The sequence below is a fragment of the Kitasatospora sp. NBC_00374 genome, assembly GCF_041434935.1.
GTDB lineage: Bacteria > Actinomycetota > Actinomycetes > Streptomycetales > Streptomycetaceae > Kitasatospora.
Genome location: NZ_CP107964.1, coordinates 1,880,771 through 1,896,231 on the forward strand (window position 1 = coordinate 1,880,771; position 15,461 = coordinate 1,896,231).

The 15,461-nt window shown below is 74.7% G+C and carries 14 protein-coding genes; 5 read left to right on the top strand and 9 right to left on the bottom strand.

Annotated features, from left to right (window positions below; genetic code table 11):
- Positions 1-25 precede the first annotated feature (25 nt).
- Both OG871_RS08305 and OG871_RS08310 read right to left on the bottom strand, forming a co-directional pair.
- On the bottom strand, positions 26-1,402 hold the full coding sequence (locus OG871_RS08305; RefSeq protein WP_371503242.1) for a gluconate:H+ symporter: 1,377 nt from the start codon (positions 1,400-1,402) through the stop codon (positions 26-28).
- A 114-nt stretch (positions 1,403-1,516) separates the two neighbouring features.
- Positions 1,517-2,047 carry a gluconokinase gene (locus OG871_RS08310; protein WP_371495508.1) on the bottom strand — a complete coding sequence of 177 codons (531 nt, stop codon included), beginning with the start codon at positions 2,045-2,047 and terminating at the stop codon, positions 1,517-1,519.
- A 112-nt stretch (positions 2,048-2,159) separates the two neighbouring features.
- Between OG871_RS08310 and OG871_RS08315 the strand changes: the two genes are divergently transcribed.
- On the top strand, positions 2,160-2,855 hold the full coding sequence (locus OG871_RS08315; protein ID WP_371495510.1) for a FadR/GntR family transcriptional regulator: 696 nt from the start codon (positions 2,160-2,162) through the stop codon (positions 2,853-2,855).
- A 120-nt stretch (positions 2,856-2,975) separates the two neighbouring features.
- Positions 2,976-3,296 (top strand): hypothetical protein, encoded by a 321-nt coding sequence (locus OG871_RS08320; protein ID WP_371495512.1) that lies wholly within the window; start codon positions 2,976-2,978, stop codon positions 3,294-3,296.
- Positions 3,297-3,311: 15 nt separating this feature from the next.
- Here the strand turns inward: OG871_RS08320 and OG871_RS08325 are convergent, their stop codons facing one another.
- A complete protein-coding gene (locus OG871_RS08325; protein WP_371495514.1) occupies positions 3,312-4,403 on the bottom strand; it encodes an NADH:flavin oxidoreductase/NADH oxidase in 1,092 nt (363 codons plus the stop codon).
- A 196-nt stretch (positions 4,404-4,599) separates the two neighbouring features.
- On the opposite strand from OG871_RS08325, the gene OG871_RS08330 reads away from it, so the two are divergent.
- Positions 4,600-4,923, top strand: coding sequence for an ArsR/SmtB family transcription factor (locus OG871_RS08330; protein ID WP_371503243.1), 324 nt, complete (start codon positions 4,600-4,602; stop codon positions 4,921-4,923).
- A gap of 4 nt (positions 4,924-4,927) precedes the next feature.
- Here the strand turns inward: OG871_RS08330 and OG871_RS08335 are convergent, their stop codons facing one another.
- On the bottom strand, positions 4,928-5,116 hold the full coding sequence (locus tag OG871_RS08335; RefSeq protein WP_371495516.1) for a hypothetical protein: 189 nt from the start codon (positions 5,114-5,116) through the stop codon (positions 4,928-4,930).
- Positions 5,117-5,399: 283 nt separating this feature from the next.
- Here OG871_RS08335 and OG871_RS08340 point away from each other — a divergent pair, with 283 nt between their 5' ends.
- A complete protein-coding gene (locus OG871_RS08340; RefSeq protein WP_371495517.1) occupies positions 5,400-7,061 on the top strand; it encodes a glycosyltransferase family 2 protein in 1,662 nt (553 codons plus the stop codon).
- A 15-nt stretch (positions 7,062-7,076) separates the two neighbouring features.
- A complete protein-coding gene (locus tag OG871_RS08345; protein ID WP_371495518.1) occupies positions 7,077-9,995 on the top strand; it encodes an SGNH hydrolase domain-containing protein in 2,919 nt (972 codons plus the stop codon).
- Between the two features lie 86 nt (positions 9,996-10,081).
- On the opposite strand, the gene OG871_RS08350 is transcribed toward OG871_RS08345, so the two are convergent.
- The 5 genes from OG871_RS08350 to OG871_RS08370 all read right to left on the bottom strand — a co-directional run bounded on the left by OG871_RS08350 (position 10,082) and on the right by OG871_RS08370 (position 15,359).
- A complete protein-coding gene (locus OG871_RS08350) occupies positions 10,082-12,943 on the bottom strand; it encodes a M48 family metalloprotease (RefSeq protein WP_371495520.1) in 2,862 nt (953 codons plus the stop codon).
- A gap of 1 nt (position 12,944) precedes the next feature.
- Entirely contained in the window at positions 12,945-13,514 is a 570-nt protein-coding gene (locus OG871_RS08355; RefSeq protein ID WP_371495522.1) for a hypothetical protein, read from the bottom strand.
- A gap of 163 nt (positions 13,515-13,677) precedes the next feature.
- Positions 13,678-14,244 (bottom strand): NUDIX domain-containing protein, encoded by a 567-nt coding sequence (locus OG871_RS08360; protein ID WP_371495524.1) that lies wholly within the window; start codon positions 14,242-14,244, stop codon positions 13,678-13,680.
- Between the two features lie 82 nt (positions 14,245-14,326).
- Entirely contained in the window at positions 14,327-14,536 is a 210-nt protein-coding gene (locus OG871_RS08365) for a DUF397 domain-containing protein (protein WP_371495526.1), read from the bottom strand.
- Positions 14,520-15,359, bottom strand: coding sequence for a helix-turn-helix transcriptional regulator (locus OG871_RS08370; RefSeq protein WP_371495528.1), 840 nt, complete (start codon positions 15,357-15,359; stop codon positions 14,520-14,522). Before OG871_RS08370 ends, OG871_RS08365 begins: the two co-directional genes overlap by 17 nt.
- Positions 15,360-15,461: the final 102 nt, after the last annotated feature.

Below are 15,461 nucleotides of genomic sequence, written 5' to 3' on the forward strand. Positions count from 1 at the left end.
GACGCCCCCTTCACAGGCCCTGCGGTCAGATGATCAGGCTGAGCGGCAGGATCAGGGCGATCGCCACCACCGAGATCACGGTCTCCATCACCGACCAGGACTTGACGGTCTGGCCGACCGTCATCCCGAAGTACTCCTTGACCAGCCAGAAGCCGGCGTCGTTGACGTGCGAGAAGAACAGCGAACCCGCACCGATCGCGAGCACCAGCAGGGCCGCGTGGGTGCTGGACATCCCGACGGCGAGCGGGGCCACGATGCCCGCCGCGGTGATGGTGGCGACGGTGGCCGACCCGGTCGCCAGCCGGATCAGGACGGCGATCAGCCAGCCGAGCAGCAGGGCGGAGATGTGCCACTTGCTCGACCAGACGCTGACCGCGTTGCCGACGCCGACGTCGATCAGGGTCTGCTTGAAGCCGCCGCCCGCACCGACGATGAAGACGATGCCCGCGATCGGGGCGAGCGACTTCTCCACGGTGCGCGAGATCCGGGCCTTGTCGAAGCCGGCCGCCCGGCCGAGGGTCAGCATGCCGAGGAGAGTGGCCGCGAGCAGGGCGATCAGCGGCGAGCCGACGAAGTCGAAGATCCGCTGCAGGGTGGCCTTCGGGTCGTCGATCACCACATCGACCAGCGCCTTGCCGAGCATCAGCGCCACCGGCAGCAGGATGGTCGCGAGCACGGCACCGAACCGCGGGGTGCGCTCGGGCCGCTCGGCCTCGGCCGGCGTGGTCTCGGCCGGGAGCTCCAGCGGCCCGACCCAGCGCTCGGCGACCCGGGCGAACAGCGGCCCGGCGATCACCAGCGTCGGCACCGCGATCAGCAGGCCGAGGGCCAGGGTGATGCCGAGGTCGGCCTTGAGCGCGTCGACCGCGACCAGCGGGCCGGGGTGCGGGGGCACCAGGCCGTGCAGGACGGACAGGCCGGCCAGCGCCGGGATGCCGATCCGCAGCAGCGGGATGTTGCCGCGCCGGGCGACCAGCAGCACGATCGGCACCAGCAGGACCACGCCGACCTCGAAGAACAGCGGCAGCCCGAGCACGGCGGCGATCAGCGCCATCGCCCAGGGCAGCGCCCGGCGGCCGGAGCGGGCCAGCACGGTGTCCGCGATGATGTTCGCCCCGCCGGAGTCGGCGAGCAGCTTGCCGAGCATCGCGCCGAGACCGATCAGCAGGCCGACGCCGCTCACGGTCGCGCCGAAGCCGGTGGCGAAGCTGCTGGTCAGCTTGTCGAAGGGGGCGCCGGCCACCGCGGCGAGCAGCCCGGAGCCGAGGGTCAGGGCGAGGAAGGGGTGCAGCTTGAGCCTGGTGATCAGCAGCACGATGGCGGCGATGCTGAGCAGCACCGCGATCAGCAGGGTGGTGTCGTCGGTGGTGTGCGGCAGGGCCGGTGGGGCGGCCGCGAGCAGCGAGGTGGGGGTCACGCGGGGTCTCCATTGACGGGGCGTACCGGCGGGGCAGGACGGGGTGGAGCGGGGGCAGGACGGTGTGAGGCGGGGCAGGTCAGGGCGGGTCAGGGCGGGTCAGGTCAGGGCGGGGCGGAGCAGTTCGACGGCCGCCGCGGCGAGGTCCTCGGGCCCGGGGCCGACGTCGAGCGCGGCTCCGAGCTCGTCCGGCTGGAGCGGTTCGAGCGCGGCGTACTGGGAGTCGAGCAGGGAGACCGGCATGAAGTGGCCGCTGCGGTGGGCGAGGCGGTCCTCGACCAGGCGGTGGCTGCCGGCCAGGTGCAGGAAGAACGCATCCGGGCAGTGGGCGCGCAGGGTGTCGCGGTAGCGGCGTTTCAGGGCGGAGCAGGTGACCACTCCGCCCGTCCCGGCTGCCCGGCGCTCGGCGAGCCAGCCGCCGAGGGCGATCAGCCAGGGTTCGCGGTCCCGGTCGTCGAGGGGGGTGCCGGCCGACATCTTGGCGATGTTGGCGGCGGGGTGGAAGTCGTCGGCCTCCGCGTACGGCAGGTGGAGGCGGGCGGCCAGCAGCTCGGCGACGGTGGTCTTGCCGACGCCGGAGACGCCCATGACGACGACCGCGGGCGGCTGGTTCTCGACGGTGAGAGCCATGGGTAGTGCTCCTGTTCTGCCTGTTCCGGGGGCAACTGTGGCCCAAAGGTATGACTTATTCAAGAGGATGAAACTTAATCGTCATACTTTTGCTGCCCGATAGGCTGGCCCGATGGAGATCCAGGGCCTGCCGGGCCAACTGCTCGCGGACCTCGGTCCGGCCATCGCCTCGGGCGAGATCCCGGTCGGCAGCGTCCTGCGGGCCGAGGAGCTGGAGGGCCGGTACGGGGTGTCCCGGACGGTGGTGCGGGAGGCCGTGCGGATCCTGGAGTCGATGCGGATGGTCGAGTCCCGGCGCCGGGTCGGCAGCACCGTGCTGCCGAAGAGCGACTGGGACGTCTTCGACCCGCTGGTGATCCGCTGGCGGCTGGCCGGCGCGGACCGGGCCGCCCAGCTGCGCTCACTCGGATCCCTGCGGGTGGCGGTCGAACCCGCGGCTGCGGCCCTGGCGGCCCGTCAGGCCGACGACGACGCGCGCCGCGAGCTGAGCGCCCTGGCCGTCGAACTGACCGTCACCGCGCGCGCCGCCGACCTGGAGGCATTCCTGCGGCACGACATCGCCTTCCACGCGGCGGTGCTGCGGGCCAGCGGGAACGAGATGTTCGCGCACCTGGGCGGTACCGTCGGCGCGGTGCTCACCGGCCGCACCGAGCACCACCTGATGCCCCACCGGCCGGCCGAGTACGCCGTGCGGCTGCACCGCGAGGTCGCGGAGGCGATCTGCGCGGGCGACGCGGAGACCGCCGAACGGGCGATGCGCACCATCGTGGTGGGGGCGCTGGAAGAGCTCGACGCGACCCTGGAGTGAACCGGGCGCTCGACCGAAGGGGTGGAATGATCCGGGGCGCGACGGGCAGGCTCGCCGTGGGCGCGCCACCACTCCGCCGCGGGGGCGACCAGGGCGCGCCGCGACCAGGGGGGTTGTCGAATGTCCGCCGCGCGCCGCCGTCTGCCCGACGAGGTGCGGTCCGCCGCCGTCCGGGCCTTCCTCTGCTTCGCGTTCACCCTGGTCGCGCTGATCGTGGCGAGCCTGGCCTCGTACGCGCACAGCGGGCTGCTGACACCGGCTCTGCTGGGGATGGCACTCGGCGTGTTCGGCTGTGCCTGGTGCCTGCTGGAGATCGTGATCGCCCGTCAGATCGCCGCGCAGCGGATGCGCGGGCCGAACTCCGCCTCTCCGCTGGCGGGCAGCCGGGAGCCGCGGCGACGGCGCCCGGCGGTGGACCGCGGGGCGCCCTCGCGCGGCTGACGGCCGGGGCCCGCGTCAGCCGCGGGCGCCCACGGCGAAGCCGTACTGCCGGGGCCAGCGCCGCTCGGCGCCGAGGGTGCGGGCGGCGTGCTGCGGCCAGTACGGGTTGCGGAGCAGCTCGCGGCCGAGCATCACCGCGTCGGCCAGGCCGTCGGTGAGGATCCGCTCGGCCTGCTCGGGCTCGGTGATCAGGCCGACCGCACTGACCGGCAGCCCGCCGAGCTCGCGGACCCGGGCGGCGAAGGGCACCTGGTAGCCGGGGCCGACCCGGACGTCGGCGTGCGGGGCGAGACCGCCGCTGGAGACGTCCACCAGGTCGACGCCGACGCCCTGGAGCTCCTTGGCGAGCAGGGCGCTGTCGTCCACCGTCCAGCTCGGTTCCCCGGCCAGCCAGTCGGTGGCGGAGACCCGGAAGAACACCGGCAGGTCCGCCGGCCAGACGGCGCGGACGGCGGCCGCCACCTCCAGCGCGAGGCGGGCGCGCCCGGCGAAGCCGCCGCCGTACCCGTCGGAGCGGTGGTTGGCGGCCGGCGAGAGGAAGGAGTGGATCAGGTAGCCGTGCGCGCCGTGCACCTCGGCCACCTGGAAACCGGCGGCGAGCGCCCGCTGCGCCGCCTCGGCGAAGGAGCGGACGACGGCGCCGATCTCCTCGACGGTCAGCTCGTGCGGTACGGGGTTGGCCCCGAAGGGCAGGTCGGACGGGCCGACCGGCTGCCAGCCGCCCTCCTCGGGCGGGACCGGTGTGCCGCCGAGCCAGGGCTGCCGGGTGCCCGCCTTGCGGCCGCTGTGTGCGAGCTGGACGGCCGGCACCGCTCCGTGGCTCGCGACCAGGGCGGCGATCCGGCCGAGCGCCTGCTGCTGGCGGTCGTTCCACAGGCCCAGGTCGTACGGCGAGATCCTGCCCTCCGGGCGGACCGCGGTGGCCTCGACCATCACCAGGCCCGCCCCGCCGGCGGCCCGGGAGCCCAGGTGCGCGAGGTGGAAGTCGGTGGCCACGCCCAGGTCGGCGCCGTCGGCGGCCGCCGAGTACATGCACATCGGCGCCATCCAGACCCGGTTGGGCACGGTCAGCGAACGCAGGGTGAGCGGCTCGAACAGGGCACTCATGGCAGGGTCCTCCGGGGGGGTCGGCCGGGTCGCGGTGGCCCCCGCACGATACGCACCTTAGTACGAGACCTGTCAAACTACGATGGTTCTCGTACCATGAGGTGTGCCCGAGACCCAGCCCGAGACCCAGCCCGCGACCGAGACGCCCGGCGACACCACCGCAACCGCTACCGCGACCGCCACCGCCCCGGCGGTCCTGCCGGAGCCGGCGCCGGAGGAGATCCGGCTGGAGTGCGTGCTGCACGCGCTGGCCGATCCGGTCCGGCTGCGGATCGTCGCCGAGCTGGCCGAGCCCGGTTGCGAGCTGAACTGCCTCGCCTTCGACCTGCCGGTGACCAAGTCGACCGGCACCCACCACTTCCGGGTGCTGCGCGAGGCCGGGGTGATCCGGCAGTGGCGGCGCGGCACCTCGAAGATGAACACGCTGCGCCGGACGGACCTGGCGCGGCTCTACCCGGGCCTGCTGGAGAGCGTGCTGGCAGCCCTGCGCAGCCGCCCGGCCGGGGCCGCGCAGGGCTGAGGGATCAGTCCTGCTCCTCCCCCGCGGTGTGCGGGAGGTCGATGCCGTGCCGGGCCGCGATCCGCAGCAGGCCGGTGATCCTGCCCTGGTACGCCTCGACCCCGTCCTCGTCCCCGTCGGCACGCGCCTGCTCCAGGGCCCGCCGGGCCGATGCCAGCTGCTCGCGAAGCTCCTCGCCGAATTCCTCTGTCACGGCCGCCCTCCGGTGCCGATGTGGACGAAGACCCGCTGATCCGGGGGTACGCCCGGGGCGTCCAGCATGGACGAAGGCGGACAAATCATCAACCAGCCGTCGCCGGCCCGAGCGCCGCGCCCACGATGAGGTGACCCCACCCGCGCGCGTCGGGCGTACCGACACCCCCCGCAACACCCCCGCCACCGGAGTTGTCCCGGCGTTCACCCATGATCGACAGATGGTCTATACCAATCCGGTAGTCTGACCGCCGACGCTGCAATTCGACGGCTGTGGGGGCCTCATGACTGCCGATCACCTACCCGCACCACCGAGCGACCGGGAGCTGTACTGGTACTTCGGCCCGCAGCGCCGCTGGGTGCCGGTCCTCTCCTCGCTCGCGTTCGTCTGCTCCGCACTGACCATGGTGTCCTTCTCGCTGCGGACCGTCGCGCTCTGGCCCTTCCTGGCCGTGCTCGGCATCAACCTGGTCGCCCTGACCCTGTCCTGCGTGAACGGACTGCGCGGGCGCCGCTTCACCCGCCGCTCGCACGAGCTGCTGATCTCCGCCTGGCAGCCCTCCCGGGCCCCGTCCGTCGACCTCTACCTGCCCACCTGCGGCGAGCCGCTGCCGGTGCTGGCCAACGCCTACCGGGCCGTCGCGGACGTCGAGTGGCAGGGCGCCCTCACCGTCTGGGTGCTCGACGACGCCGACCGCCCCGAGGTCGCCGAGCTCGCCCGGCGGCACGGCTACCGCTACGTGGTGCGGCCCGACCGGGGGCACCTGAAGAAGGCCGGCAACCTCAACCACGCGCTCGGCCTCGGCGACGGCGAGTTCATCGCCATCCTGGACGCCGACTTCGCCCCCCGCCCGGACTTCCTGCGCCACCTGCTCCCGTACCTCTCCGACCCGCAGGTCGGCATCGTGCAGAGCCCGCAGTGCTTCGACACCGACCCGGCGATGGGCTGGATCGAACGGGCCGCCGGCGCCGCCCAGGAGTGGTTCTTCCGCTGGATCCAGCCCTCCCGGGACGCCAGCGACGCCGCGATCTGCTGCGGCAGCAACGCCGTCTACCGGCGTGCCGCGATCGAGGCCGCCGGCGGCTTCGCCCGGCTCGACCACAGCGAGGACATGTACACCGGCCTCGCCCTGCACGGGCGCGGCTACCGCACGGTCTACGTCCCGGTGCTGGTCGCCAAGGGCACCTCCCCGGCCGGCCTGGCCTCCTTCGTCAACCAGCAGTACCGCTGGGCGATGGGCAACCTGCACCTGGTCGGCCGCTCCGAGCTCGCCCGGCTCGGCCTGCCCTGGCGGATGCGGCTGTGCTACTACGAGGGCGTGGTCGGCTACCTGACCATGTTCGTCAACATCCTCACCGCGCCGCTGCCGCCGCTGGTGATGCTGTTCCGGTACCCCGGCCAGATCAGGGCCTGGTACGCGCTGCCGCTGATCTCGCTGCTGTGGCTGTGGCACGTGCTGCTGCCCCGGGTGAGCCGCACCCGCTGGCGGATCGAGGTGATCCGCGCCAACACGCTGATGGCCTTCGCCGCCGGCGCCGCGATCCTGCACACGCTGCGCGGGCACAGCGCCGCCTGGGTGCCCACCGGCGCCGGGCGGGCCCGGCCCGGCGGGATGGCCCGCCGGGTGGTGCTGGTGACCATGCTGTGGACGGCCGGCACCGTCGCGGCCACCGCCGTCGGCCTGGCCCTCACGGTCGCCCGCTACGGCTGGTGGCCGACCTGGGGCCTCGCCCTGTACCTGCTGGTGCAGGCCCAGATCGGGCTGCCGCTGGTCCGCGACCTGGCCGTGGAGCTGCGTGGTTCCACCCGCCCCGGCAGGGCCCGGCCCGGCTCCGCGATGCGCCCGCGCCGCTGGCCCGAGGCGCTGGCCGTCACCAGTTCACTCGCCCTGATCGCCCTGATCGCGTCCGGCTGGGTGGCCCCGATGCTGCCCTGGCTGGGCTGAAAGGTCGTCACACCCGTGTCCACCAGCGCTGTACCCGACCGGCGGCCCGACCTGCTCGCCGTGCTCAGCCCGGCGCCCCCGCCGGCCCCGCCGCGCTTCCGCCTCGACATCGAGGGGCTGCGCGCCGTCGCCCTGCTAGCCGTCCTCGGCTTCCACGCCGCCGTCCCCGGGCTGGCCGGCGGATTCGTGGGCGTGGACGTCTTCTTCGTCCTCTCCGGCTACCTGATCACCGGTCTGCTGGTGAAGGAGGCCGCCGCCACCGGCCGGATCCGGCTGACCGAGTTCTTCTCCCGGCGGGCCCGGCGGCTGCTGCCCTCCGCCGCCCTGGTGCTGGCCGTGGTGGCGCTGGCCGGCGCCTGGCTCACCGTGCCGCTGCGCCGGACCGACCTGGAGCACGACGTGCTCGCCGCCGCGCTGTCCGTCGCCAACTGGCGGTTCGTCGGGCAGCAGACCGACTACCTGGCGGCCGGACGGGACCAGAGCCCGCTGCTGCACTTCTGGTCGCTGGCGGTCGAGGAGCAGTTCTACCTCGGGTGGGCGCCGCTGCTGGCCCTGGTGGTGCTGGCGACGGCCCGCCGCCGGCGCGGGCTGCGGCCCGTCCTGCTGGTGCTGACCGCCGCGCTGACCGCCGCCTCGTTCGCGCTGGCCGTGCACTGGACCGCCGGGTCGGTCTCGCTCGCCTACCTCGGTACGCCGTCGCGGGTCTGGCAGTTCGGGGCGGGCGCGCTGCTGGCCGTGCTGCCCTGGCACCGGCTGCGCGGGCCGCGGGTGCTGCGCGAACTGCTCGGCTGGGCGGGGCTCGTCGCGATCGCCTGGTCCGTCCTGCGGTACGACGCCGCCACCCCGTACCCCGGCTGGGCCGCGCTGCTGCCCACGGCCGGTTCGGCGGCCGTGATCCTGGCGGGGACGCCAGGGCGGGGCGGCCGCGCCGGTCACAGCGCCGGACGGCTGCTGGGCGCGCGGGCGCCGCGCGCGGTCGGCCGGCTCTCGTACAACCTCTACCTGTGGCACTGGCCGGTGCTGGTGCTCGCCGAGGCCCGGTTCGGTGCGCTCGGCTGGCCGCTGAGGGTGCTGCTCACCGGCGCCGCCGCGCTGCCCGCGTACGCGGCGATGCGCTGGCTGGAGCGGCCACTGCGGCGCAGCCGGGTGGTGGCCGAACTGCCCAGGCGCGGGCTCTCCCTGGGGCTGACGGCGGTGGTGCTGCCGGTGGTGCTGGCCCTGGTGGTGGGCACCGGGACGCTGCGGCTGCTCGGCCCGGCCGGGCCGGTCGACCTGGCGGGCCTGGCACCCGGCAACCCGGACGGAACGTCCCTGCTGCAGCCGGGCGGGCCGGCCCGCGGCCCGATCGTGCCCGACCCGGTGCAGGCCCGGCAGGACTTCCCGCCGGACGGCACCTGCGAGGTACCGCCGACGGCCGTCACCAGCCCCGAGTGCCGGTTCGGCGAGGCGGCCGCCACCGACCGGATCGTGCTGCTCGGCGACTCGCACGCCGGCCAGTGGTTCTCCCCGCTGCTGGGCATCGCGGCCCAGCGGCACTGGGCGCTGGAGGAGCTGGTCAAGCAGGGCTGCCCGCTGCCGCAGGTCCCGGTGGTCAACCCGCAGCTCGGGCGGGCGTACCGCGAGTGCGACGAGTGGCGCGCCGCCGCGCTGGAGCGGTTGCGCGTCGGGCCGAAGCCGAAGCTGATCGTGATAGCCGCGCTGAACCGCTACAACGCCGACCGGGAGCAGTTGCTGCACGGCTGGCAGCAGACCCTGGAGCAGCTGCGGGCGGTCGGCGCGCCGATCGTCTACCTGCAGGACACCCCGATCCCGGGGCTGGACGTCCCCGCCTGCCTGTCCGGGCACACCGGCGACCCGGCGGCCTGCGAGTTCCTGCGCGCCGACGGACTGTGGGCGGACCCGCTCGCCGACGCGGTCGCCGCCGGGCAGGTGCCGGGCGTGCGGGCGGTGTCGGTCAACCCGGTGCTCTGCCCCGGCTCGGGGCGCAGCTGCCCGGCGGTCCTGGACCGGGTGGTGCTGTACCGGGACGACGCACACCTCACCAACACCGCCGCGGTGGTGCTGGAGCCCCGGCTGGAGCGGCTGCTGACGGAGGCCGGGCTGCCGGCCGGCCCCGGCGCCGGCTGGCGGGAGCTGCTGCGGGACGAGTTCGACGGCCCGGCCGGCAGCGCGCCGTCCGCCGCGCTGTGGCAGCACGACCTCGGCACCTGCTACCCGGGCTGCCCGGCCCCGCAGTGGGGGACGGGGGAGGTCGAGACGGTGACCGACTCGACGGAGAACGTCCGGCTGGACGGGAAGGGCGCGCTGGAGATCCGGCCGACGCTCGTCGACGGCCGGTGGAGCTCCGGGCGGATCGAGTCACGCCGGGCCGACCTGGCCGCGCCGGCCGGCGGGGTGCTGCGGATCGAGGCGTCGATCGCGCTGCCCGAGGTGAACGGCCCGGCCGCCGCCGGGTACTGGCCGGCCTTCTGGGCGCTGGGCGGGGGCCTGCGGGACGGCTACACCGGCTGGCCGGGGATCGGCGAGCTGGATGTGCTGGAGTCGGTGAACGGCCGCGGCCCGGTGTTCGGCACCCTGCACTGCGGGACGGTCCGGGGCGGCCCCTGCCAGGAGCCGAACGGCCTCGGTTCGGGCGAGCAGCGGTGCGACGGCTGCTGGGGCGGCGGTTTCCACACGTACGCGGTGGAGGTCGACCGGTCGTCGGCGCCCGAGCAGGTGCGGTGGTACCTGGACGGCCGGGAGTTCCACCGGGTGACGGCCGACCGGGTCGACCCGGCGGCGTGGGACCAGGCCGTGCACGGCGGGATGTTCCTGATCCTGAACCTCGCGATCGGCGGCAACCTGCCCGCCGCGTACGGCGGTTCGGTCGGCCCGGCGACCGAGCCGGGGCACCCGATGCGGGTGGCGTACGTGTCGGTGGCGGCCCGCGGCTGAGCGCGCGACCCGTCGGCCGGACCGTCCGGGGCGAGGCTCGTCGCCCCGCCCGGGACCAGCACCCGCACACCGGGTGCACCGATCCGTCAGGACGGGTTCACGTGTACGAGGTTCGGCCAGTAGCGTCGGGCGTCGGTGACCCGGTCGAGCAGCGGGGAGACGGCGGGGTCCGCCTGAAGGTAGCCGTCGACGAGGGCGGAGAGCATCGCGTCGTTCTTCTCCCGGTCGTCGCCGGGGCGGTCCAGCAGGTCGACGCAGCCCTGGCCGGCCTGCCTGGTGGTGGTGAGCCAGGACTGCCACGGGTCGTCGAGCCCGGCGTCGGGAATCCCCGGGTGGCGGACGGCCTCGGTGGCATGCTCGGCGAGGGCGGTGCAGACCGGCCGCAGCCGTTCGCCGTCGATCCGGACCAGCTGTTGGCGCGGGTCGTTCGCCGCCGCCTCCAGCCTGCGGAACTCCTTCTCGAACTCGCCGTAGTCCGATGTCAGTTCCAGGATGTCGGCGCGGCCGCTCAGGGCGAACCAGGCGATCAGCTGGAAGCTGCGCACCCGCTCGCTGGTGGCCGCGCGGGGCGGCGGCGCCGGGGTCGCGGCCGCCGGGCCCGAGTGCCGGTCCCCACTCAGCGCTGTCGCGGGGCCGAGAACCGCGGTGACCAGCAGCAGCGCCGCGCCCGCCCGTCCGGCGACCAGGCCTGCGCGGGTGCGGGGGCGGGCGACCGGGTCGGCGGGCAGCCCCGGGGCCCGCCGGGGTCGCGGGGCCCGTACGCACGCGCGGACCGTGTTCGCCGCCCACCCGGCCGCCACCGCGACAAGCGCGGCACCGAACACCGCCGGTACCACGGCACCCGCCAGCAGCGGCAGGGCCGGCAGCACTCCGCCCGGCACCCACAGGCAGCTGTCGCCCATGGCCCGGAGCGGGCCCAGGCAGCCGTCGGCCGCGCCGAGTACGAACTGCCCTGCCAGGGCGGCACTCGACGCCACACCCGAGGCGACGAGCGCCCGGGGCAGCCACAGCCGGCGGGCGGTGGCCGCCACCACGGCCGAAGTGACCGCCACGCCCGCCCAGATCGCCACGATGGTCCACCACATCGACAGCAACGCGAAGGACTCACCGCGCCCGCCGAGCGGCGGCCGGTCCGGGTACAGACCGGCCCGGGCCGCGGCCATCCCCGCCACGCAGAGGACACCTCCGAGCAGCCCGGACAGCACGGCCTGGCGCAGGCCGGGCGCGGTCTCGGGCGACCTGCGCAGCCACCGGACGAGCGGATACACCCAGAGCGCGGTCGCCGCCGCGAGGGAGAGCCGGTTGACACCCTCGACCGCGAGCGCGGGCAGCACGGAGGTGATCCAGGACAGCTCGCCGGTGTGTTCCTCCCAGGGGCCGGGGAATCCGTCCACGACGGTCTGCCGCAGGCCTCCGGCGGTCATGAGGTCCCCGGTCGTGAACAGGTAGCCGGACCTCAGCCACCAGCTCACGGCCGCCGCGCCCACCAGGGTCCCGGCGGCCAGGGCCGCCAACGGCACGGCCCGCAGGCCGCGGCCGGCGCGCAGCCGCGGCCGGATCCGTGCGCACTGCAGGAGCCACACCACGTACGCGGCGCCGCCGAGAAACAGGACGAGCAGCACCTCGGGGTGGTCCGGGAGCCAGCGCGAGCCGCTGGTCGTGCCGGTCAGCAGCTCACCCGTGACCAGGCCGAGCCCCAACATCAGGCCGGGTCGGGCACCGGTCGGCGGGCGCCCGCCGTGATGGGCCGTGTAGGCCGCCCACCGCCGGGCGGTCAGGGTGGTGATCGCCGCCGGCGGCAGGGCCACGATCACGACGGCCGCGGTGACGTTCCAGAGTGCGTCCAGGGTGTGGGCCGAGGTCAGCGTGGCGCCGCCGATCAGGAACATCTGCGCCGGGCCCAGCGAGAACAGCACGGCCGGGTCGTCGAGCGAGCTCCGGCGCTCGGCCCAGGTGGGGTGGCTGCGCCACCACGCCGTGACGGAGGCCGGCAGCCGCGAGACCCGGGGAGCCTCGCGGGCCTGCTCCCACACGGCACGGTCCGCGCCGAGCGCCAGGGCGTCCGCGTCGGCGTACAACTCGCGGTGGCGCAGCACGTCGGCGCGGGCGAGGACCACCAGCACCACCAGGAAGCCGGTCTCCGCCATGCTGCGGAGCAGGGCCGGCCGGGCCGCCGGCCAGAACACCTCGTCCGCGCCGGTGAACCATCCGAGGAGGTCGGCCGCGCCGAGGACGGTGCCGTAGACCACGATCGCGGGCACGACGACCAGCACCATGAAGACCCGCCACAGCGCGGTGACGGCGTAGCCGAAGTCCACGTCCCGGTTGCGGATGTGCGCCAGCTCGTGGAGCACCACCGCCCGGAAGCCCGCGGGGTCGGAGGTCCGGGAGTTGACCAGCCCCGCGTACAGGCACACGGAGCGCCGCCCGGCGCGGCCGAACGCGGCGGCGGCGCGGTCGAACCTGGCCGGGTCGACGAGGAAGTCGGGGACGGCACGCAGCCCGGCGATCCGCACCAGGCCCATCAGTTCCGCACGCAACTCCCCCGAGCCGTCCGCCTCTTCGAGCGTCATCAGCCGTTGCCGCCGGGCCTTCCACCGGGGCAGCCGCAGGTACAGCACCCCTGCGGCGAGCAGTACCACCGCCGCGCCCGCCAGGCCCGACCAGTACGGGTAGACCTGGTCGGCCGAGGCGCACTGCCGGAGTGCCGACAGGCCGCGGTCGTCGGAGACCAGCGCCTCCAGCATCCGGCCGTCCGGGTCGTACCCGACGGCGAACTCGCACAGGATCAGGGTGTTGCGGGAGGGGAGCAGCGGAAGCAGCTCGGTCAGTGTGCCGATGCTCGCCACCAGCATCGTGATCACCAGCAGGGCGAAGCGCAGCGCAGTGCCGGCGGGCACCGCCCGCGGATCGAGGACCCGGTGGACGGGGGACTCCTCGCCGTCCACGTCAGGGCGCCTCGGTACGCGACGCGCCCGGGCCGTCGGCGGTCCCGGGCGCCGGTGCCGGCGGAAGTGTCGGCGGAAGGGCGGGCGGAAGGGCCGGGTCGGGGAGCCGCGCCGGCTCGTCCAGGACCAGGCGGGCCACCACGCAGTTCGCCAGCGCAAGGGCTGCGGGCTCGTCGAGGCCGGCCCGGGCGGCACCCTCGCTCACTCTGCGATGCACCGCCGCCAGCTGCTCCCGGGTGAGGACTGGCATGGCGGGCGGGGCCTCGGGCCCCCTGCGCAGGACTCGGCGCCACCGCCTTCGTACGCCGCCGGCGACCCGGCGCACGGCGCTGTTCGCTGTGGCACCGACCATGCCGCGGAAGGCCTCGTCGACCGCGATCCAGACCACCGGGGTGACCACGGCGGCCACCTCGGTGAGCCCGAAGCCGAGCGGATCGCCGCGCTTTCGGCGCTTCAGCAGGCGCACGACCTCGCCCTCGTCCAGCCGGCCCAGCCACTCGACCAGCTGACGCTCCTGAGGCGCCTGTCGGGCGATCACCTCGGCCACGACGTCCCGTACGGTCGTCCCCACGCCCCGTCCCCTCCCCCGTGCGCGAAGCCCAACTCCCCTTCCTGTCAATGTACTCGGGGAATCAAGACCGCGCGGACGGGGCCCGGCACCCGGGTGCCGGGACAGCACACCGCCGCGCAGGAGTTCCGTCGCGCGCTCGGCGGCACCGATGCCTGACCGGACGTCAGCCGCGCAGGCCGACGCCGCCGTAGACGAGGACGGGAGCCGCGAGCAGGAGCGCGGCGACGCTGCCCGCCTCCGTGATCTCCCCGGCCCGGACCCTGGCGACCGCGTCGGCCGGGGCGATCCGGTGCACGGTCATCGCCGACTCGGTGGGATCCCGCGCGACGCGGCCGGGTGCGAGGTCGGCGGCGAGGAACAGGTGGGTGGCGGCCCCGGTGCTGGAGGGCAGCGGGTGGATCAGGCCGAGCGGGCGCCAGGTCGCGGCCCGCCACCCGGTCTCCTCCTCCAGCTCCCGGCGGGCGGCCGCCTGCGGCTCCTCGCCCGGCTCGATGCCGCCGCCCGGCAGGTGCGGCATCCGGCGCCCGGTCAGGTGGAAGTCGTCCTCGACGAGCAGCAGCAGGCCGTCCCGGTCCAGCGCGACGACGCGGACCGCGTCCGGGACCTCGATGTGCTCGTACACATAGGGGCCGTGCGGGCCGGCGACCGTGTCGGACAGCAGCCGGAGGTACGGGCCGTCGTGCAGGATCCGGCGGTCGGGTGTGGCCTCGTCCTCGGCGTCGGGTGCCATCGGTTGCCTCTCTCGGCCGTGCGTCGTTCACGGTGTGTGCCGCGGAAGCGGAATGCCCGCCCGGCCCCGCCGCGCCGGGCGGTCAGAGCTCGCCGAACTCCCCGCGGGCGACGGCGGTGACGAACGCCTGCCAGGAGGCGGGCGCGAAGGCGAGCCGGGGGCCGTCCGGGTCCTTGCTGTCGCGGACCAGGCCGGGCGTCGTGTCGTCGACCTCGACGCAGCTGCCGCCGGTGCCGTCGCTGTGGCTCGACTTGCGCCAGACGGCGGTGTTCGGCTCAGACGTGGTGGGCATCCTCGTACTCCTCCGCCGTCGCCTCGATCGCTCGGAGGGATGCCTCCGGCGACAGCGCGGCAGCCCTGACCAGATCGTACGACCTCTGGCACCTGGCCACCACGCCCGGATCGTCCAGCAGTTGGCCCGAGTGCAACCCCTCCACGTACGCGGCGGGCGGCGCCTCCTCGAAGGTCATCAGGGAGACGAACCCGGCCATCATCGCGTGCGCCGCGGCCGAGAACGGCAGGACCTGCACCAGGGCCTTCCCCTCGCGCGCCACCGCGACCACGTGGCGCAGCTCCTCGGCCATCACGGCGGCCCCGCCGACCGGGGTCCGCAGGACGGTCTCGTGCAGGATCACCCACAACTGCGGTGCTGTTGGACCGTCCAAGATCCGGGCCCGTTCGAGCCGGGCGGCGACGCTCGCGTCGACCTCGGGCCCGGCGGCGAAGGGCAGTGCCGCGCGGATCACGGCGCGGGCGTAGTCCGCGGTCTGCAGCAGGCCGGGCACCAGGGCGGGCGCGTACTCGCAGATGGTCTCCGCGGTGGCTTCGAGTTCGGCGGCCTGGGCGAAGTAGGCGGCGTGCCGTGAGCGGGCGACCAGCGGGTAGAGGCGCTGGAAGAAGCCGTCCGTGCCGAGCACCGCGTCGAGGCGCTCGGAGAGGTCCTTCTGCGGCTTGCGGGCGGCCGCCTCCAGGTAGCCGATGTACGCGCCGGAGTGGAAGACCAGCTCGCCGAGGGCCTCCTGGCTCAGGCCCCTGGCCTCGCGCAGTCGGCGGAGTTCCGCGCCGTAGAAGGCTTTCGGGGATTCGGACGGATCGAGATCGCGTGGGCCGGCCATCGCTGAGCACCTCCATGCCGACAGTGCGGCTGTCGGGTCGTCACCTCTGGCCAAGGCTAGCTTCCCAGAGCGACGCTTGAGGTACAGAACGTGACGATCGGC

Excerpts from the sequence above, each read along its gene's own strand:
- OG871_RS08310 (WP_371495508.1), bottom strand. The coding sequence starts at position 2,047 with ATGGCTCTCACCGTCGAGAACCAGCCGCCCGCGGTCGTCGTCATGGGC.
- OG871_RS08315 (WP_371495510.1), top strand. The coding sequence starts at position 2,160 with ATGGAGATCCAGGGCCTGCCGGGCCAACTGCTCGCGGACCTCGGTCCG.
- OG871_RS08320 (WP_371495512.1), top strand. The coding sequence starts at position 2,976 with ATGTCCGCCGCGCGCCGCCGTCTGCCCGACGAGGTGCGGTCCGCCGCC.
- OG871_RS08325 (WP_371495514.1), bottom strand. The coding sequence starts at position 4,403 with ATGAGTGCCCTGTTCGAGCCGCTCACCCTGCGTTCGCTGACCGTGCCC.
- OG871_RS08340 (WP_371495517.1), top strand. The coding sequence starts at position 5,400 with ATGACTGCCGATCACCTACCCGCACCACCGAGCGACCGGGAGCTGTAC.
- OG871_RS08360 (WP_371495524.1), bottom strand. The coding sequence starts at position 14,244 with ATGGCACCCGACGCCGAGGACGAGGCCACACCCGACCGCCGGATCCTG.
- OG871_RS08365 (WP_371495526.1), bottom strand. The coding sequence starts at position 14,536 with ATGCCCACCACGTCTGAGCCGAACACCGCCGTCTGGCGCAAGTCGAGC.
- OG871_RS08370 (WP_371495528.1), bottom strand. The coding sequence starts at position 15,359 with ATGGCCGGCCCACGCGATCTCGATCCGTCCGAATCCCCGAAAGCCTTC.